The organism is Phytohabitans maris (assembly GCF_031085175.1).
GTDB lineage: Bacteria > Actinomycetota > Actinomycetes > Mycobacteriales > Micromonosporaceae > Phytohabitans > Phytohabitans maris.
On sequence record NZ_JAVHUY010000004.1, the window covers coordinates 44,877 to 62,602 of the forward strand.

General features: G+C 73.2%; 16 protein-coding genes. 12 read left to right on the forward strand and 4 right to left on the reverse strand.

The features are described 5' to 3' along the window. Positions 1-11: 11 nt before the first annotated feature. The 3 genes from RB614_RS05175 (at position 12) to RB614_RS05185 (ending at position 4,104) form a co-directional block, all read left to right on the forward strand. The gene (locus RB614_RS05175) at positions 12-383 is read left to right on the forward strand and encodes a hypothetical protein (protein ID WP_308711189.1); all 372 of its coding nucleotides are present in this window, start codon (positions 12-14) and stop codon (positions 381-383) included. A gap of 1,670 nt (positions 384-2,053) precedes the next feature. Further along, complete coding sequence (locus tag RB614_RS05180) at positions 2,054-2,644, forward strand: hypothetical protein (protein ID WP_308711190.1); 591 nt, start codon at positions 2,054-2,056, stop codon at positions 2,642-2,644. A gap of 854 nt (positions 2,645-3,498) precedes the next feature. Further along, positions 3,499-4,104, forward strand: coding sequence for a response regulator transcription factor (locus RB614_RS05185; RefSeq protein WP_308711191.1), 606 nt, complete (start codon positions 3,499-3,501; stop codon positions 4,102-4,104). A gap of 74 nt (positions 4,105-4,178) precedes the next feature. On the opposite strand, the gene RB614_RS05190 is transcribed toward RB614_RS05185, so the two are convergent. Further along, entirely contained in the window at positions 4,179-5,048 is an 870-nt protein-coding gene (locus RB614_RS05190; RefSeq protein WP_308711192.1) for an SDR family oxidoreductase, read from the reverse strand. Positions 5,049-5,121: 73 nt separating this feature from the next. Here RB614_RS05190 and RB614_RS05195 point away from each other — a divergent pair, with 73 nt between their 5' ends. Further along, entirely contained in the window at positions 5,122-5,502 is a 381-nt protein-coding gene (locus tag RB614_RS05195; RefSeq protein WP_308711193.1) for a winged helix-turn-helix transcriptional regulator, read from the forward strand. On the opposite strand, the gene RB614_RS05200 is transcribed toward RB614_RS05195, so the two are convergent. Continuing rightward, on the reverse strand, positions 5,499-6,257 hold the full coding sequence (locus tag RB614_RS05200) for a TetR/AcrR family transcriptional regulator (RefSeq protein WP_308711194.1): 759 nt from the start codon (positions 6,255-6,257) through the stop codon (positions 5,499-5,501). The two genes, RB614_RS05195 and RB614_RS05200, sit on opposite strands and share 4 nt — an antisense overlap. 67 nt (positions 6,258-6,324) lie before the next feature. Between RB614_RS05200 and RB614_RS05205 the strand changes: the two genes are divergently transcribed. The 3 genes from RB614_RS05205 to RB614_RS05215 all read left to right on the forward strand — a co-directional run bounded on the left by RB614_RS05205 (position 6,325) and on the right by RB614_RS05215 (position 8,602). Next, complete coding sequence (locus tag RB614_RS05205; protein ID WP_308711195.1) at positions 6,325-7,269, forward strand: ATP-binding cassette domain-containing protein; 945 nt, start codon at positions 6,325-6,327, stop codon at positions 7,267-7,269. Then, positions 7,266-8,054 carry an ABC transporter permease gene (locus RB614_RS05210; protein WP_308711196.1) on the forward strand — a complete coding sequence of 263 codons (789 nt, stop codon included), beginning with the start codon at positions 7,266-7,268 and terminating at the stop codon, positions 8,052-8,054. Before RB614_RS05205 ends, RB614_RS05210 begins: the two co-directional genes overlap by 4 nt. Before the next feature lie 104 nt (positions 8,055-8,158). Next, positions 8,159-8,602, forward strand: coding sequence for an acyl-CoA thioesterase (locus tag RB614_RS05215; RefSeq protein ID WP_308711197.1), 444 nt, complete (start codon positions 8,159-8,161; stop codon positions 8,600-8,602). 510 nt (positions 8,603-9,112) lie between these two features. Here RB614_RS05215 and RB614_RS05220 read toward each other — a convergent pair. Together RB614_RS05220 and RB614_RS05225 are read right to left on the reverse strand one after the other, a co-directional pair. Then, a complete protein-coding gene (locus RB614_RS05220) occupies positions 9,113-10,249 on the reverse strand; it encodes an HNH endonuclease signature motif containing protein (protein WP_308711198.1) in 1,137 nt (378 codons plus the stop codon). A 292-nt stretch (positions 10,250-10,541) separates the two neighbouring features. Beyond that, positions 10,542-11,915: an aminotransferase class I/II-fold pyridoxal phosphate-dependent enzyme gene (locus tag RB614_RS05225; RefSeq protein WP_308711199.1), complete on the reverse strand. Its 1,374-nt coding sequence runs from the start codon at positions 11,913-11,915 to the stop codon at positions 10,542-10,544. Between the two features lie 142 nt (positions 11,916-12,057). Between RB614_RS05225 and RB614_RS05230 the strand changes: the two genes are divergently transcribed. The 5 genes from RB614_RS05230 to RB614_RS05250 are packed head-to-tail and all read left to right on the forward strand — an operon-like array spanning position 12,058 to position 17,693. Then, a complete protein-coding gene (locus RB614_RS05230) occupies positions 12,058-12,897 on the forward strand; it encodes a nitrilase-related carbon-nitrogen hydrolase (protein ID WP_308711200.1) in 840 nt (279 codons plus the stop codon). Between the two features lie 22 nt (positions 12,898-12,919). Continuing rightward, on the forward strand, positions 12,920-14,320 hold the full coding sequence (gene hydA / locus RB614_RS05235) for a dihydropyrimidinase (RefSeq protein ID WP_308711201.1): 1,401 nt from the start codon (positions 12,920-12,922) through the stop codon (positions 14,318-14,320). Between the two features lie 5 nt (positions 14,321-14,325). After that, positions 14,326-15,822: a CoA-acylating methylmalonate-semialdehyde dehydrogenase gene (locus RB614_RS05240; protein WP_308711202.1), complete on the forward strand. Its 1,497-nt coding sequence runs from the start codon at positions 14,326-14,328 to the stop codon at positions 15,820-15,822. 3 nt (positions 15,823-15,825) lie between these two features. Then, positions 15,826-16,845 carry a TIGR03842 family LLM class F420-dependent oxidoreductase gene (locus tag RB614_RS05245; protein WP_308711203.1) on the forward strand — a complete coding sequence of 340 codons (1,020 nt, stop codon included), beginning with the start codon at positions 15,826-15,828 and terminating at the stop codon, positions 16,843-16,845. Next, entirely contained in the window at positions 16,842-17,693 is an 852-nt protein-coding gene (locus tag RB614_RS05250; protein ID WP_308711204.1) for an ABC transporter permease, read from the forward strand. The genes RB614_RS05245 and RB614_RS05250 overlap by 4 nt, the downstream gene beginning before the upstream one ends. The last annotated feature ends 33 nt before the right edge of the window (positions 17,694-17,726 follow it).

Genomic DNA, 17,726 nt, shown 5'->3' on the forward strand with positions numbered 1-17,726 from the left:
ACCGTCGCGGCATGGACGAGAGCAGGGCCCAGCGGGTCGTCGACGCGCTCCGCGACCGCGGCGTGCCGGCGCACCTGGAGCGGGCGGGCGTCGCGCAGTACGGCGTACGCGTCGCGCTGCGCGACGGCCGCCAGGCGATGTGGGACACGGACGGCACCGCGGGGCTGGAGGCACAGGTCATGCGCAACGGCGTGCTGGTCGGCTTCGTGCCGCACATCGAGGGCTCGGAAAACTTCGACGAGCACGAGGTGGTCGACGCGATCGCCCGCACCGACTACGACCAGCCGATCGCGCGGCAGCGCGCCACCGCCCCGCCCGCCACGGCGCCGTTGCCCCGCGAGGGTGGCTTCTTCCGCCGGTTCCGGCAGGGCTTTCGCGAGTAGCCCGCTCGTGGCCGGCGCCACCGTATTGTCGGCCCGCCCCATGATTGTCGGATCATCCAACTATCGGATCGAGTTCGTCGAATTGGCGTGGTCGCGGGCTTTCCGTCGCTGATTGAAAAGGCCGCCGGAAGACCGATCTCTATGCTCTCTATGGCGGCTCTCTATGGCGCCGACGAGTTCGAGAACGAGATCGAGAGCGTCGTGACGCCGATGCGGGAAAGCCGCGACCTTACGCCCGTGAATCCGCCGTCCTGTTCACCCGACCGCTTTTCCAAAAAGTCATCCCAACCGGGGAATGCGATATCGTCAATGCCTTGATATCGTGCGGTGACCGTACGACAGCGGAGGGCGACACGGGCCTGATGACCAGCACGCCGGCAGTCCGAGCAGCGGTACGCGCAGTGCTGCTCGGCACCACGGCGGTCGCCGCCTACCTGCTGCTCTCACTCCTGGACGACCCCGCGCACGCCGACGACGGCGGCCTCGACCTCGGCCTGGGCCTGAGCCCTCCGCCAGCGGCGGCCGAGCCGTCACCCGGCCTGCCGCTGATCTCCGGCCTCCTCGCCACGCTCACCACCGGCGACGCCACCCCCGCCCCGGCCGCCCCGCCCCCTGGCCCGGCCGCCCTGCCCCCTGGTCCGGCCGCCCTGCCCCCTGGTCCGGCCGGCCCTCCCGCTGCTCCGGGCAGTGCTCCTGCCCGCCCGGGCGGCCCTCCCGCTGGTCCGGTCACTGTCCCCGCTGGCCCGGGTGGCGCTCCCGCTGCCCGGGGTGGCGCTCCTGCCCGGCCGGGCGGCCCTCCCGCTGGCCCAGCCGCGACCCCGGCCGGTCGGGACGGCGCTCGTGACGGTGGGCCTCGCGGGGGCGCCAGGCCCGGCGGTGCCGGCACGGCCCGGGACGGCGCCCGCGACAACCGGCCGGCCGGTGGCTCGGCGGGCACGCCCGACCCCGCCGGCGGCGCCGGGCCGTCCGGCGGTCCGGACCGCACCTCCGAGCCGGCGCACGACCCCGAGCCGGCTGCGGTCGGGGATCCGGGTGCGGGCGGGGATCCGGCTGCGGTTGGGGATCCGGCTGCGGTTGGGGATCCGGGCGCGGTTGGGGATCCGGCTGCGGGCGGGGATCCGGGCGCGGGCGGGGAGTCGGCTGCGGGCGGAGAGCCAGGCGCGGGCGGAGAGTCGGCTGCGGGCGAGGAGTCGGGCGCGAGTGGGTCGGGCGTGGGCGGGTCGGGCGCGGAGTCGGGTGCGGGCGGGTCCGCGGAGTCGGGTGCCGGCGGCGATGGCGCGGCCGATCGCCCCGGTGCTTCGCCGGAAAGCGGAGCCGATGCGGACCACCCACCCCTGAAGCCCGGACAGCCGGCGGACGGCAGCCAGCCGGCCGCCGGCACCGGCACGGTGGTCGTCGGATCGGCTCCGGACAGCGGCGCCGCTCCGGACCCAGCGGCTGGAGACCGCCAAACCACCGGCGGCAGGACAGCCCCGGTCGGGCCCGCCGCCACCGAGGCGCCGCCCTCGACCGGCCTGGGAGGGTTCGCCACCGAGGCGTCGCCGCCGGTCGGCCTGGGAGGGCTTGCCACCACCGGGACGTCACCGCTGGCCGGCCCGGAAAGGCCCGCCGCCACCGAGGCGTCGCCGCCGGCCGGGCCGCTCGGGCTTGTGACCGGCACCCTCGCCGCCGTGACGCGGCCCCTGTCCGGCGTCCTGCAGACGGCCGTCGTCGGGGTGCTCGAGCCGGTCCTGCGGGTCGTCCAGGTGACCGTGACCGCCGTCCTTGAGCCGATCGAGCCGATCCTGGGCGGCCTGCTGCCCGGCCAGCCCGGTCCGGCGGAGCCGGATGGGCAGGGCATCCCGCCCGAGGAGGCGCCCGGTGCCGAGCCTCCGGCCGCCGCGCCGCAGGGTGCCGGCACACCCGCGCCGAGCAAGGCGGCCGCCGGCACGCCGAAGCCGGCCGGCGTGCCGCGATGGACCACGGCCGGCGCGGGGCCGTGGATCGGCGGCGGCCGCGTCACCGCGGCGCCGGAGAAGACCACCGCCGCCCCGGACGCCGCCGGCGCGGGCACGGTGCCCACGCCCTCCGGGGCCGGGTTCGCCGGATGCGCGCTGGGTGGGTGCGCGCACACCAGCGACGCGATCAACGCCGGCGGACAGCCCCTCGTCCTGCCCGCCGCCCTCGCCGTGCGGCCGGACGTGCGCGGTCGCCTCGTGACCCCGCCCACCGACCCGACCTTCACCGGCCGGCTCCCCGGGGTCGCCCCCGCTCCCGGCTGATCTCCGCCCGCGCAGGCGTCGGACCCGGCGCTGTGCCCGGCCATCGGGTCGCGGCGGCGTCCGGGGAAGGCCTGACCGCAGCGCTGTGCCCGGTCACCGGGTCGCGGCGGCGTCCGGGGAAGGCCTGACCGCAGCGCCGTGCCCGGCCATCCGGGTCGCGGTGGCCCCCGGAAAGGCCTGACCACGGCGCTGTGCCCGGTCACCGGGTCGCAGCAGCGTCCGCGGAAGGGCCTGGCCAGGGCGGCGTGTCCGGTAGCCGGGTCGCGGTGGCGCTCAGGGAGGGCCTGACCACGGCGCCGTGCCCGGCCGTCGGGGTCGCAGGGGTGCCCGGGGAAGGCCTGACCACGGCGGCGCATCCGGCCCTCGGGTCGCGCCAGCGTCGGCGAAAGGCCTGACCACGGGGCCGTGCGCGTCCCCGGAGAAAGGCCGGCCACCGCGTCGCCGGAGAGGGTGGCCACGTCGTCGGCCCGACCCGGGACCCGGTCCGCCGCCTGCGGAAACCCCAGTCACCAGGCCGACCGCGCCGGCCCGGACGCAGTCCTGAGCCCACCGCACCGGAGCGACCACTCGGCGGAAGGCCGCCGCCGTGGCGGACCCGCCGGGACCGGCGCCGCCGCGGGTGGGCGGGGCCGCCGGGCAAGGCGCAACCACTCCACCGGGTGAATGGCGAAACCGGCCGCCCGCGTTCGCGCGGGTCACCCCTGATGGGGGGCCGCGGCCCCTTGGATCGCGCGGGATGGGTGTTGCGGTGCGTGGGTCGCGAGCGATGACCCATAGAGCGACGCGGAACTACCCGGCGGTCCACAAAGGACCGGATTAGCGCTACGGGGTACCAGAGATCGGAGAACTCCCTCGTGATCCGCATCATGGTCGTCGAGGAGATGGGGCTGCTGCGGAGCGCCCTGCGCACCGTGCTGTCGAGCGAGCACGACCTGGAGGTGGTCGCCGAGATCGGGGAGCGGACGCAGATCCTGCCCGCCGCCGGGCGGGAGCGGCCGGACGTGGTCGTGGTGGACGTGGACCTGACGGCCGCGGACACCCGTGGCGTACTGGCGCGCCTGCGGGAGCAGTTGCCGCAGGTGGCCCTCCTGGCGCTGAGCGGGCGCTGGACCGCCGACTCGCTGCGGCGGGCGCTCGCGGCGGGCACGCTCGGGTTCGCCGGGACGGATGTGGCGCCGGCGCAGTTCGTGCGGATCGTGCGGTCGGTCGCCGGGGGCAACCGCGTGATCGACCCGGCGGTCGCGGCTGCCGTGCTGAACCCGCCGCCGAACCCGCTGACCACCCGCGAGCGGGAGATCCTCCGCGCCGCCGCGGAGGGCCTCCCGCCCAAGGAGATCGCCGTCCGCCTCTACCTGGCGCACGGCACCGTCCGTAACCGGATGTCCGCGATCCTCCGCAAGACCGGCGCCCGCAACCGGCTGGAGGCGATCCGCCGGGCTCAGGAGAGGGGGTGGCTCTGACCGCGCCCCGGGCACGCCGACCCCGCCGCCGCGAGCCACGGCGACGGGGCGAAGAGGCCCAGCGGGAACGGTGGCTACGACGCCAGGCGGGCCAGGGCAGCGGCCACCGACTCGGTGAGCGGCGTCGTGGGGCGGCCGATCAAGCGGCTCAGGTCACCGGTCTCGACCAGCAGCTTCCCCTCCTTCAGCGACACGTCGGAGCCGGCCAGCACGTGGGCATACCCGTCGGGCAGCCCCGCCGCGACCAGCGCCCGCGCGTACTCCTCCTGGGACAGGTCGCGGTAGACGACCTCGGTGCCGCTCTGCCGGGACACCTCGGCGGCCAGCTCGGTGAGGGTGAACGGCTGGTCGCCGCCGAGCTCGTACACCTTGTTGTCGTGCCCCTCGCCGACCAGGACGGCGGCCGCCGCGGCGGCGAAGTCGGCGCGGGTCGCGGCCGAGACCTTGCCGTCGCCGGCCGCGCCCAGGATGGCGCCGTGCCGCAACGCGGCGGCGAGGTTGGCGGTGTAGTTCTCGACGTACCAGCAGTTGCGCAGGAACGTGAACGGCACCCCGCTGGCGAGGATGACCTCCTCGGTGGCCTTGTGCTCGGGCGCGACGGGCAGGTCGCTGGTGTCCGCGTAGGAGGCGCTCGTGTACGCGATCAGGGACACACCCGCCGCCACCGCCGCGTTGACCGCGTTGGTGTGGCCCGGGACGCGCGTGCCCACCGCGTTGCCCGAGATCAGCAGGAGCCGGTCGACCCCGGCGAACGCCCCGGCGAGCGTCTCGGGCCGGTCGTAGTCGGCCTCGCGCACCAGCACGCCCAGCGCGGCCAGGTCGGCGATCTTCTCCGGGCTGCGCGCGCCGGCGACGATGTCACCGGCCGGGACGCCCCGGTCGAGCAGGGCGCGGACGGTGAGCCGGCCCAGGTGGCCACTGGCGGCGGTGACGGCAACGGTCATGGGGGAGACTCCACTAACTCTCGGAGAGCACTAACCATGAGAGAGTACCCCACCATCGGGTAGTCTGGTGGTCATGCAAGAGGAGGCCATGGAGGATCTCGTCGCCGACGTGTTCGCGCGTGCCTGCACCTCCCGCCCCGTGCTGGAAAACGTCGCCGGCAAGTGGGGCATCCTCGCCCTCGCCGCGCTCTCCGGGGACACCTACCGGTTCAACGCGCTGCGCCGCCGGGTCGACGGGATCAGCGAGAAGATGCTTGCCCAGACCCTCCAGGCGCTCGAGCGCGACGGCCTGGTCCGGCGCGACGTGCGGGCGACGATCCCGCCCCGCGTGGAGTATTCGCTGACCGAGGTCGGCAAGCGGATCGCCGCCAAGCTCCTGGAGCTGATCGAGCTGGTCGAGGACGCGATGCCCGCCGTCCGCGAGGCCCAGTCGGCGTACGACGGCGGCCGCTAGCGGCGCTCGATCAGCGCGGCCACCCCGTCCAGCAGCCGCTCCAGACCGAACTCGAACGCGCGAGCCGGGTCGACCGGCGCGTTGTACTCCTCGCCGGCCGCCGCGCCGACCCGCGTCGCCAGCGGAAACCGTGCGGCGTCGTAGACCTGCTCCAGCAGCGGGGAGAGCTCCTCCCACCACTCGTCGTCGCTCTTGCCGGTGTCCCGGGGGAGCGCGGCGGCGGCCAGCGCGCCCCGTACGGCGCCGTGCACGTAGTCGCCGACCATCGTCACGACCAGGTCCATCTCGATGTCGGTGAGGCCGGTGCCCTCCACCGCGCGCAGCTCGTAGTCGTACCGGGCGATGAGGTTGGGGCCGAGCACCGGGCGGTTCGTCGCGACGTGCAGTAGCCACGGGTGGCGCAGGTAGAGCGCCCAGGCCTCGCGGGCCACCAGTGCCAGCCGGGCCCGCCAGCCACCCGGTACGTCGTCGGGCTTGGCGGTCTCCGCGCAGGCCCGGTCGAGCATGAGGTCGAGCAGCTCCGCCTTGCCCGGCACATACGTGTACAGCGACATCGCCGTCACCCCGAGCCGCTCGGCGACCCGGCGCATGGAGAGCGCGGCCAGCCCTTCGGCGTCGGCGAGCGCGGTGGCCGCCGCCACGATCTGGTCGACGGAGAGGCGGGGCTTGGGGCCGCGGCGGGTCCGCTCCGGGGCGCCCCAGAGCAGCTCCATGATCCGCTTCGGGTCGCTCCCGCCGCTGTACTCGGTGGTCACTCTGTACAGCGTAGAGCTATACTCCGCGAGCGCCTATTCTGTACGGCGTAGAGAGTATGGGGGTGTCATGGCTTCTGACCTCGCGGTCCAGGTGGAGGGGCTGCACAAGCGGTACGGCGAGAAGCCCGCGCTGGACGGCTTCGACCTCGACGTGCGGGCCGGCACGGTGCACGGCCTGCTCGGCCCCAACGGGGCCGGCAAGACCACCGCGGTGCGCGTTCTCGCGACGCTGCTGCGGGCCGACGGGGGCCGGGCTCTCGTCGCCGGGTACGACGTGTCGCGCCAGCCGGCCCACGTCCGGGAACGGATCGGGCTGGTCGGCCAGCACGCGGCGGTCGACGAGGTGCTCGGCGGGCGGGACAACCTGGTGATGTTCGGCCGCCTCTTCCACCTCGGCAAGCGGGAGGCCGGCCGCCGCGCCGACCACCTGCTCGAACGCTTCGGGCTCGCCGACGCGGCGGGCAAGCCGGTCAAGCGGTACTCGGGTGGCATGCGCCGCCGCCTCGACCTGGCCGCCAGCCTCATCCTGCGGCCGGCGGTGCTCTTCCTCGACGAGCCGACCACCGGCCTCGACCCGCGCGGGCGCAACGAGGTGTGGGCGGCGGTCCGGGCGCTGGTCGCCGACGGTACGACCGTGCTGCTCACCACGCAGTACCTGGACGAGGCCGACCAGCTGGCGAGCCGGATCTCGGTGCTCGACCACGGGCGGGTCGTCGCCGGCGGTACCCCGGACGAGCTGAAATCCCGGATCGGGGGTGACCGTCTCGACGTGGTCGTGCGCGCGGACGCCGACCTGGCCGGTGCGGCGGCGGTGCTGAAGGGTCTCGCGGACGCCGAGCCGGAGGTCGACCCGGACAGCCGGCGCGTCTCCGCGCCGGTGCGCGACCGGGTCGCGGCGCTCACCGAGGCGGTGCGGATCCTCGCCGCGCGCGGCATCGCGGTCGAGGACATCGCGCTGCGCCGCCCCACGCTCGACGAGGTCTTCCTGCGTACGACGGAGGTGGCGGGATGAGATTGCGCTGGGCACTGGCTGATGGGTGGACGATCACGCTGCGCGACCTGAAGCACTGGGCCGCCCAGCCGTGGCAGATCGTGTTCGGGCTGCTGTTCTCGGTGATGCTCGTGCTGATGTTCGGGTACCTCTTCGGCGGCGCGATCGAGGTGCCCGGCGGCGGCGACTACCGGGAGTTCCTGCTGCCCGGGATGTTCGCGACGACGATGCTCTTCGGGCTGGAGGCGACCTACACCGCGGTCACCACGGACGCCGACCGCGGCGTGACCGACCGCTTCCGGGCGATGCCGATCGCCGGCTCGGCCGTCGTGGTGGGGCGGGCCACCGCCGACATGCTCAACTCGCTGCTCACCCTCGCCGCCATGGTCGCCTGCGGCCTCGCCGTCGGCTGGCGCTGGCACGAGGGGATCGGGGCGGCGCTGGGGGCGTTCGGGCTGTTGCTGCTGCTGCGGTTCGCGCTGCTGTGGCTCGGCATCTGGCTCGCGCTGGTGCTGCGCAGCCCAGAGGCGCTGATGGCGTTGCAGGTGCTGGTGTGGCCGCTCGGCTTTCTGTCCAATGTGTACGTCTCGCCCGAGACGATGCCCGGCTGGCTCGGCGCGCTCGCCGAGTGGAACCCGCTCTCCGCCACCGTCGGCGCCGCCCGCGAGCTGTTCGGCAACCCCGGCTGGGGCGGCGACTCCTGGGTGGCCCAGCACACCACGCTCATGGCCGTCGCGTGGCCGGCGCTGCTGGTCGCGATCTTCTTCCCCCTGTCGGTCCGCGCCTACCAGCGCCTCAGCCGCTGACACCCGCACCCGCTACGAACCGTCCCGGGGCCGCCGCGCCGCTGCCGGCGCGGCGGCCCCGCCGGCGTGGTCCACGCCATACGAGCCCGCCGCGGCGGGCGGGAGTGTCAGGCCGCAGGGGGGATCTCTTCCAGGTCCGCGTCGGGGTGCGCGGCTACGAGCTGGACATCCAGGGCCACCTCAACCAGGCCGTCTACCTGCAGTACGCGGAGCACGCCCGCTGGGAGTACCTGCGCGCCGCCGGCATCACGCCCGCCAAGCTGCAGGCCAGCCGCTCCGGCCCGGTGGTCCTGGAGACCACGATCCGGTACCTGTCCGAGCTGCGCGCCGGCGACGAGGTGGACGTGTCCTGCGCATTCGAGTGGGGCGGCGGCAAGACGTTCAAGCTGCGGCAGGAGCTCCGCAAGCCCGACGGCACGCTGGCCGCGGACGTGGTCGCGGTGGGCGGCATCCTCGACCTGGACGCCCGCAGGCTGGTGGCCGACCCGGGCGCCCACCTGCGGAAGATCGCCGACAACCCCGACCTCTTCGACCCGCCCACCCCCTGACCGAGCCCGCCCACGATCTCTGGTGAGCGCGCCAGTGCGGTGGCACTAACCTTTGCCGGCTTCGCCGGCCCGGGTGACCAGCGGCCGAAGGCCGCCGGTCACCCGGTGAACGTTGGTGGCCAGCGCACTGACTAGCGGGTGCTGCTCATGTGGCCGCCGCGGCGTCCTTCGTGCGTCCGACCCTGGCGTTGTCCCGCTCGACTTGATCGGTGGCCGCGCTTTCGGGGGATGCTGCCCGCTGTGGCGGGGGACGAGCCGGTCGATCCCGCCGCAGTCACGGAGTTGGCCGTGCGGCGGCTTCGGACGCGGACATCGACTGGTCGGGTGAGCGACACACGGTCGAGGACGCCGTGGTGGAACTGCGCATGGACTTGGCACAGGCGCTGGCCAGCGTGGTCGGGTCCAGACCGGATGCTGGATGGCGTGCCGGGCGTGGCGATCCCTCGGCCCGGTTCAACCCGGCTTCGTCGAGCGGGGGAGCGAAAGGGCGAGCCGCGCACGCCCTGCTCGTCACGTCCGGTGGTGGTAGAGGTTGCGGCGGGGACGTTGTCGCGGGTCGACGTAGGTGGGCGGGACGAACTCGGGCCGTCCGTCGGTGGCGAGGCGGACGGCCCAATGTCCACGGTGGACGATGCGGTGGTGGTGTCCGCACAGCAGGACGCTGTTGTCGAGGGTGGTCGCCCCACCCTCGGCCCAGGCGCGGATGTGGTGTGCGTGGCACCAGCGCGGCGGCCGGTCGCAGCCGGGAAACGCACAGCCGCGGTCGCGTAGCTCCAGGGCCCGGCGCAGTGGTCCGGTAATGAGTCGGCGGGTGCGGCCCAGGTCGAGGACCTGCCCATCCCCGCCGAGGACGGCGGGGAGGATGCGGGCGTCGCAGGCGAGCCGACGGACCTGTTCGGCGCTGAGCCGGCCGCCGGTGTCCAGCGTCCCGATGCCGAGTTGTTGGTGCAGTAGGTCGTAGGGGACGGTGACGACGACGTGCGGCCGCTGTCCGCCGTTGTCGGGCAGTCGCTCGGTGTGGGTGGCCAGGTCGCAGACCTCGACCAGGGCGTCGGCTCGGCGTTGGGCGGGGGTGCGGGGTTCGTCATGGTCGTGGCGGGGTGCGCACAACGGATCCAGGGCGGCGTCGACTACGGCGGCGCCGGCTTCGTCGAGCCAGCCGGTCACCCGGACCCGACCGTCACCCTGCCGGGTCAGGTGGAACGCGCGGGACTGCGCGGCGCGCGTCTCCATGCGCTGCAGGGCGGCGGCATCCGCGGCGTCGGCCACCTCGGGTGCGACGTGGGTGAGGATCCGCTGCCCGGCCTTACGCAGGATGCTCGGCTCGAACTGGCTGGCCTGCCCGATCAGCACCGTCTCGGCTTCGCCGACCAGCTCCTGGCCGAGGTCGGCGGGCAGGTCTCGGACGGCGGCGGCCACGACCGCGGCCTGCTCGGCGTTGACGGCGCCGCCGACGAGGGCGGCGTCGAGCGCGGGCCGCTCGTCGAGGGCCTGTGCCAGGTCGATCAACCGTTTCGCGGAATGGATGCTGATCCGCAGGTGCTCGCGAAGCCAGACGGCGGTCGCGGACGCGTGCCGCGTAACGGATAGATTGCGGCCGTCGATTTCTCGGACCAGATGCAACTCCGTGGCGGTGACGGCCTGCATAACCTGGTGGATGGCGTCCAGAGAATCGACGAGCGCGTCATCGTCAAGCGGCCAGGTCGGAGCGTCGGCACACTTACCAGCAAGCCCTCTGAGCTCGGCAAACGCATCCGCCAACACCCCATAATTGTCTCCCGCCGCCGCCAAGAGCACCAGCTATTTTCGTCGATCAAGGGAAATTCGCCACGAATTATCAAGTCGCAAAAATGAGCCATAGGGATTCGAATGAGCGGAAGAACAAGGGGAGTGGGAGCCGGCGGATGCGCGCGGCGCGAAGCTGCGGTTGGTCGTCAGGTCAGCGGGCGGCGCGGTGCAGCGGCCGGGTGCGGTGGCCGCTCGCCCGGTGCCGCGCGCCCGCCGCCTCGGCGAGGATCGCGGCCAGGTCCTCGAAGCCGTCCCGGACCAGGCCGACCGTGACTCGGATGTGGTCGCCGCCGACCGGGCGTACCTCGAACGGCGCGCCCGGCGCCGCGCCGATCCCGTGCGCGGCGAGGGTGACCAGGGCGACCTGCTGGTCGCGTACCGCGATCCACATGTTGATGCCGTCCGCGGCGGTCGCCTCCACGCCGTGGACGGCGAGCGCGGTCAGGAGCAGGTCGCGGCGGCGGGCGTACTCGCGGCGGGCGCCGGCCACCACGCGAACCGTCGCGGGGTCGGTGAGCAGGTCCAGCAGCACCGCCTGGAGCACGCGGCTGGACCACCCCGGGCCGAGCAGGCGGCGGTCGGCGATCGCGGCGACCAGCGCGGCCGGGCCGCCCACCGCGGCCAGGCGCAGGTCGGGGCCGTGGCTCTTGGAGAAGCTGCGCACGTGCAGCACCCGGTCGGGCAGGTGCACGCCGAGTGAAACCGCCGGAGCTGTGGCGATATCGCCCACATGGTCGTCCTCGACCACGATGATCGACTCATGGGCGGCGAGGAGGGCGGCGAGGTCCGCGGCGCGTTCCGGGGTCATCGAGACGCCGGTCGGGTTGTGCGCGCGCGGCTGGAGGAAGACCGCGGTGGGCGCGGACTCCAGGGCGGCCGCCAGCGCGGCCGGCGAGATGCCCGCGCCGTCGAGCGTGACCGGTACCGGCACCGCGCCGACCGACTCGAGCAGGTCGAGCAGGGGCGGGAAGGTCGGGTTCTCCACCACCACCCGCGCGCCGAACCGGATCACCGCCCCGACCACGCGGTCGAGCGCGTCCAGCGCGCCGTCGACGACGGTGAGCTGCTGCGGCGGGTACGGCCAGCGCTCGCGCAGCACCACCTCCAGCCGGGGCAGCACCGGGTCCTCCAGGTACGAGGTGGTGAGCCGGGTGTCGCCGATCCGCCGCAGTGCCGGCGCCAGGTCGGGGAGCAGGTCGTGGTCGGGTACCCCGGTGGAGAAGTCGTGCGGCAGCGTCGACGGGTTGGCGACGAGGCGGGAGAAGCGCATCTTCTGCCGGGGCCGGCTCGGCGTGAGCACGAACGTGCCGGAGCGCCCGCGGGTCTGGATCGCCCCCGCGCTGGCCAGGGAACGCCACGCCTCGCTGACCGTCGTCGGGCTGATCCCGAGCGCCTGCGCGACCGAGCGCACGGTCGGCAGCCGGGTGCCGGCGGGGAGCTCGCCGGTGTGCACGAGACGGCTCACCGCCGCGGCGACCCCGCGGGCGGTGCGATCGTCGACCGCACCGGCGATGAGCTGGAGCATGTTACTCCTACGCAATATCCTGTAACAATCTCGCCATTGTCCGCCCGCACCTGTGTCACTAAAGTCCTACGCCATACCGCCAGAAGAGGGCAAGCGGAGACCAGAAGAGGGCAAGCGGAGTAAAGAGCAGAGGGGACCCCCTATGGCAGACCTCATCCGCGCGGCGCTCGTCCAGACCACCTGGACCGGCGACAAAGAATCGATGATCAAGGCTCACGAGGAGTACGCGCGCCAGGCGGCCGCCCAGGGCGCGAAGGTGACCTGCTTCCAGGAGCTCTTCTACGGGCCGTACTTCTGCCAGGTCCAGGACAGCGCCTACTACTCGTACGCCGAGTCGATCCCCGGGCCGACCACCGAGCGGTTCCAGGCGCTCGCCGCCGAGCTCGGCATGGTGATGGTCCTGCCGATGTACGAGCAGGAGCAGCCCGGCGTCCTCTACAACACGGCCGCGGTGGTCGACGCCGACGGCACCTACCTCGGCAAGTACCGCAAGACGCACATCCCGCAGGTCAAGGGCTTCTGGGAGAAGTTCTACTTCCGCCCCGGCAACCTCGGCTACCCCACGTTCGACACCGCCGTGGGCCGGATCGGCGTGTACATCTGCTACGACCGCCACTTCCCGGAGGGCTGGCGGGCGCTCGGCCTCGCCGGCGCGACCGTCGTCTTCAACCCGAGCGCCACCCACCGCGGCCTCTCGTCGTACCTGTGGAAGCTGGAGCAGCCGGCCAGCGCGGTCGCCAACGAGTACTTCGTCGGCGCGATCAACCGCGTGGGCGTCGAGCCGCTCGGCGAGAACGACTTCTACGGCACGTCGTACTTCGTCGACCCGGAGGGGAAGTTCGTCGGCGAGACCGGCGACCCGCACCAGGCCGAGCTGATCGTCCGCGACCTCGACCTGGCCCTGCTGGCCGAGGTGCGCGACCGGTGGGCCTTCTACCGCGACCGCCGCCCGGACGCCTACGGCCCGCTGGTCCAGCCATAACCGAAAGCCCGGAGGGGAAAACATGACTCTGCTGATCACCGGGGGCACCGTGATCGGCCCCACCGGCGCGGCCCCGGCCGACGTCCTGGTCGACGGTGAGACCATCGCCGCGATCTACACGCCCGGCGCCGGACCCGCCGACACCGAGACCATGGACGCCACCGGCAAGTACGTGATCCCGGGCGGCATCGACGCGCACACGCACATGGAGCTGCCGTTCGGCGGCACGTTCGCGTCGGACACGTTCGAGACGGGTACGAAGGCCGCGGCGTTCGGCGGCACCACCACGATCATCGACTTCGCCGTGCAGCGCACCGGCGAGGTGGTGCAGGACGGGCTCGCCGCCTGGCACGCCAAGGCCGACGGCAACTGCCACGTCGACTACGCGTTCCACATGATCCTCGGCGGGGTCGACGACGACTCGCTCAAGGCCATGGACCAGCTCGTCGCCGACGAGGGGATCACGAGCTTCAAGCTCTTCATGGCGTACCCGGGCGTCTTCTACTCCAACGACGGCCAGATCCTGCGCGCGATGCAGAAGGCCCGCGACAACGGCGCGGTCATCATGATGCACGCGGAGAACGGCATCGCGATCGACGTCCTCGTCCAGCAGGCCCTGGCCCGCGGCGAGACCGACCCGATCCACCACGGCCTGACCCGCCCCGAGGCCCTCGAAGCCGAGGCGACCAACCGGGCGATCATGCTGGCCGAGGTGGCCCAGGACTGCCCGCTGTACATCGTGCACCTCTCCGCGAGCCGCGCCCTCGCCGCGGTGGCCGCCGCCCGCGACGCCGGCCGCAACGTCTTCGCCGAGACCTGCCCGCAGTACCTCTACCTGACGCTGGAGGACCAGCTCGGCGCGCCCGGCTTCGAGGGCGCCAAGTGGGTCTGCTCCACGCCGCTGCGCAGCAAGCACGAGTCGCACCAGAAGGACCTGTGGCAGGGGCTGCGCACCAACGACCTCGCCGTGGTCTCGACCGACCACTGCCCGTTCTGCTTCAAGGACCAGAAGGAGCTGGGCATCGGCGACTTCTCCAAGATCCCGAACGGCATCGGCGGCGTCGAGCACCGCGTCGACCTGCTGTACCAGGGCGTGGTCGACGGCAAGCTCTCACTGCGGCGCTGGGTGGAGACGATCGCCACGACCCCGGCCCGGATGTTCGGCCTGTACCCGCGCAAGGGCGTCATCGCGCCCGGCTCGGACGCCGACATCGTGGTGTACGACCCGAACGGCCGCACCCGGATCAGCGTCGAGACCCACCACATGAACATGGACCACTCCGCGTACGAGGGTTACGAGATCGCCGGAAAGGTCGACACCGTCATCTCCCGCGGCGAGGTCATCGTGCGCGAGGGCGCCTACCACGGGGCGAAGGGGCGCGGTAAGTACCTGCCCCGTGGACTCTCGAGCTACCTGGTGTGATGGCCATGCGAATCGTTCCACATTGGATCAACGGCGGCCGGGTCGAGGGCGCGGGCGAGCGCCGCCTCCCGGTCTGGGACCCGGCCACCGGCGAGCAGCAGGCCGCCGTCGTCGCGGCCACCGACGCGGAGGTACGCGCGGCGGTCCAGGCCGCCCTCGACGCCCAGCCGAAGTGGCGGGCGGCCTCGCTGTCCCGCCGCGCCGAGGTGATGTTCCGCTTCCGCGACCTGGTCGACTCGGGCCGCAAGGAGATCGCCACCCTGCTCTCCGCCGAGCACGGCAAGACCGTCGCCGACGCGGCCGGCGAGGTGGCCCGCGGCCTGGAGAACGCCGAGTTCGCGGCCGGCGCGCCGCACCTGCTCAAGGGCGGGTACAGCGAGCAGGCCGCCACCGGTGTCGACGTGTACTCGATCAGGCAGCCGCTCGGCGTCGTCGCCGGCATCACGCCGTTCAACTTCCCGGCGATGGTGCCGATGTGGATGTTCTGCAACGCGCTCGTCGCCGGCAACGCGTTCGTGCTCAAGCCGAGCGAAAAGGACCCGTCGGTCTCCCTGCTCCTGGCCGACCTGCTGCGCCGCGCCGGGCTGCCGGACGGCGCGTTCAACGTGGTCCAGGGCGACAAGAGCGCGGTCGACGCGCTGATCGCCGACCCGGACGTGCGGGCGCTCTCGTTCGTCGGCTCGACCCCGGTGGCGCGGGCGATCTACGAGGCGGGCACCCGGGCCGGCAAGCGGGTCCAGGCGCTCGGCGGCGCCAAGAACCACATGGTCGTGCTCCCCGACGCGGACGTGGACGCGGCCGCCGACGCGGCGGTCTCGGCCGGCTACGGCTCGGCGGGGGAGCGGTGCATGGCCGTCTCCGTCGTGGTCGCGGTCGGCTCGGCCGGCGACGCGCTCGTCCCGGCGATCGCTTCGCGCCTCGGCAAGATCCGTGTCGGGCCCGCGTCCGACCCGGACGCGGAGATGGGCCCGCTCATCACCCGCGAGCACCGCGACCGGGTGGCCAGCTACCTCTCCGCGGGCGAGCTCGTCGTCGACGGCAGGGACCACCCGGCGACGGACGGACCCGGCTTCTTCCTCGGCCCGTCCCTTGTGGACAACGTCGATGTCGGGTCCACTCTGTACACCGACGAGATCTTCGGTCCGGTGCTCTCCGTGGTGCGGGTGGAGACGTACGACGAGGCGCTCAAGCTCGTCAACGACAACCCGTACGGCAACGGCACCGCCATCTTCACCCGCGACGGCGGGGCGGCCCGCCGCTTCCAGTACGACGCGGTCTGTGGCATGGTCGGCGTCAACGTGCCGATCCCGGTGCCGGTGGCGTACTACAGCTTCGGCGGCTGGAAGGCCTCCCTCTTCGGCGACCTGCACATGTACGGCCCGGAGGGGTTGCAGTTCTACACGCGTACCAAGGTGGTCACCTCCCGGTGGCCCACGGAGCCGCCGAAAATCAAGAGCGAGACGACGTCCGAAGTGGACCTCGGCTTCCCGAAAGTACGGTGACATATGGACATCGGCGTCGTGTTCCAGTGCGACCCACCCGCGTCCACTGTGGTCGACCTCGCCGTGGAGGCCGAGGCGGCGGGGTTCAGTCACGTGTGGACGTTCGACTCGCACCTGCTGTGGCAGGAGCCGTTCGTCATCTACTCGCGGATCCTCGCCCGTACGTCCACGGTGGTCGTCGGCCCGATGGTGACCAATCCGGGCACCCGCGACTGGACCGTGACGGCGTCGCTGTTCGCCACGCTCAACGAGATGTACGGCGACCGCACCATCTGCGGCATCGGCCGCGGCGACTCGGCGCTGCGCACGCTCGGCTATCCGCCCACCACGCTCAAGGAGCTGGGCGAGTGCGTACACGTGATCCGCGAGCTGGTCGCCGGCCGGCCGGTCGCGTACCGGGGCAACGAGGTACGCCTGCCGTGGGTCGAACCCGGCACCGAGCTGCCCATGTGGGTCGCCGCGTACGGCCCGAAGGCGCTCGCGCTCACCGGTGAGGTCGGCGACGGGTACATCCTGCAGCTCGCCGACCCGGACATCGCCGCCTGGATGATCAGCACCGTACGGCTGGCGGCGGAGAAGGCGGGGCGCGACCCGGCGGCCATCAAGTTTTGCGTGGCCGCCCCGGCGTACGTCGGCGACGACCTGGCCCACCAGCGCGAGCAGACCCGCTGGTTCGGCGGCATGGTCGGCAACCACGTGGCCGACATCGTCGCCAGGTACGGCGCGAGCGGCGCGGTGCCGCAGGCGCTGACCGACTACATCGAGGGGCGCCGGGGCTACGACTACTCGCAGCACGGCAAGGCGGGCAACACGCACACCGCGTTCGTGCCGGACGAGATCGTCGACCGGTTCTGCGTGCTCGGCCCGGTGGAGTCCCACCTGGCCAAGCTGCGGGCGCTGCGCGACCTGGGCGTGGACCAGTTCGCGGTGTACCTGCAGCACGACGACAAGGAGCACACCCTCGCCGCGTACGGGGAGCGGATCATCCCCGCGCTGCGCGCCGAGCACGCCGCCACGCGATGAGAAGGGCGCGGGCGCTCGCCACGGGGATCGGCGCGGTCCTCGTGGCGGTGCTGCTGTGGGAGGCGTACAAGGCGGTCGGCGGCGACGACGGCACCAGCCTCTTCGGGGTGCGCCTGCTGCCCCGGGCCGACGACGCGGCCATGCCGCACGTGTACGACGTGCTGCGCCGCTTCGGCGAGCCGGAGCTGCCCGGCGGCGACCCCATCGGCCTCGTCGTGCTGAAGGCGTGCCTGTTCACGCTCCGCGGCGTCGCGGTCGGCTTCGGCGTCGGGGCGCTCGTCGGGCTGCTGCTGGCGGTCCTGATGCAGCGGTTCCGGGTGGTCGAGCGGGGCCTGCTGCCGTACGTGATCCTCTCCCAGACCGTGCCGCTCATCGCCCTCGCGCCGGCCATCGCCGGGTGGGGCGGCCGGCTGTCGCTCGGCTCCTACCCGTGGCAGCCCTGGATGTCCGTCGCGACGATCGCGGCCTACCTGGCGTTCTTCCCGGTCGCGGTCGGCATGCTGCGCGGCCTCCAGTCGCCGCCGCGGGTGGCCGAGGAGCTGATGCGGACCTACGCCGCCGGGTGGTGGCACACGCTGGTCAAGCTCCGCCTGCCGGCGTCGACCCCCTATCTCTTCCCGGCGTTGCGGCTCGCGGGGGCCGCGGCCGTCGTCGGGGCCGTGGTCGGAGAGATCTCCACGGGTACGCGGGGCGGCATCGGCCGCCTCGTCATCGAGTACTCCCGGGAGGCGACCGCCGACCCGGCCAAGGTCTACACCGCGATGGTCGGCGCGGCACTGCTCGGCCTGGCGGTGGCCGCGGTGGTGGGGATCGCCGAGTTCGCACTCAACCGCCGGAGGGCGGCATGACCGCGGGCGTCAGGGAGCGCGGCGAGCGAGCCG

Bases quoted from the DNA above. Each gene is read 5' to 3' on its own strand.
- RB614_RS05175 (WP_308711189.1), top strand. From the start codon at position 12: ATGGACGAGAGCAGGGCCCAGCGGGTCGTCGACGCGCTCCGCGACCGC.
- RB614_RS05190 (WP_308711192.1), bottom strand. From the start codon at position 5,048: ATGACCGTTGCCGTCACCGCCGCCAGTGGCCACCTGGGCCGGCTCACC.
- RB614_RS05195 (WP_308711193.1), top strand. From the start codon at position 5,122: ATGCAAGAGGAGGCCATGGAGGATCTCGTCGCCGACGTGTTCGCGCGT.
- RB614_RS05205 (WP_308711195.1), top strand. From the start codon at position 6,325: ATGGCTTCTGACCTCGCGGTCCAGGTGGAGGGGCTGCACAAGCGGTAC.
- RB614_RS05210 (WP_308711196.1), top strand. From the start codon at position 7,266: ATGAGATTGCGCTGGGCACTGGCTGATGGGTGGACGATCACGCTGCGC.
- RB614_RS05220 (WP_308711198.1), bottom strand. From the start codon at position 10,249: ATGCAGGCCGTCACCGCCACGGAGTTGCATCTGGTCCGAGAAATCGAC.
- RB614_RS05225 (WP_308711199.1), bottom strand. From the start codon at position 11,915: ATGCTCCAGCTCATCGCCGGTGCGGTCGACGATCGCACCGCCCGCGGG.
- RB614_RS05230 (WP_308711200.1), top strand. From the start codon at position 12,058: ATGGCAGACCTCATCCGCGCGGCGCTCGTCCAGACCACCTGGACCGGC.
- hydA (WP_308711201.1), top strand. From the start codon at position 12,920: ATGACTCTGCTGATCACCGGGGGCACCGTGATCGGCCCCACCGGCGCG.
- RB614_RS05240 (WP_308711202.1), top strand. From the start codon at position 14,326: ATGCGAATCGTTCCACATTGGATCAACGGCGGCCGGGTCGAGGGCGCG.
- RB614_RS05245 (WP_308711203.1), top strand. From the start codon at position 15,826: ATGGACATCGGCGTCGTGTTCCAGTGCGACCCACCCGCGTCCACTGTG.
- RB614_RS05250 (WP_308711204.1), top strand. From the start codon at position 16,842: ATGAGAAGGGCGCGGGCGCTCGCCACGGGGATCGGCGCGGTCCTCGTG.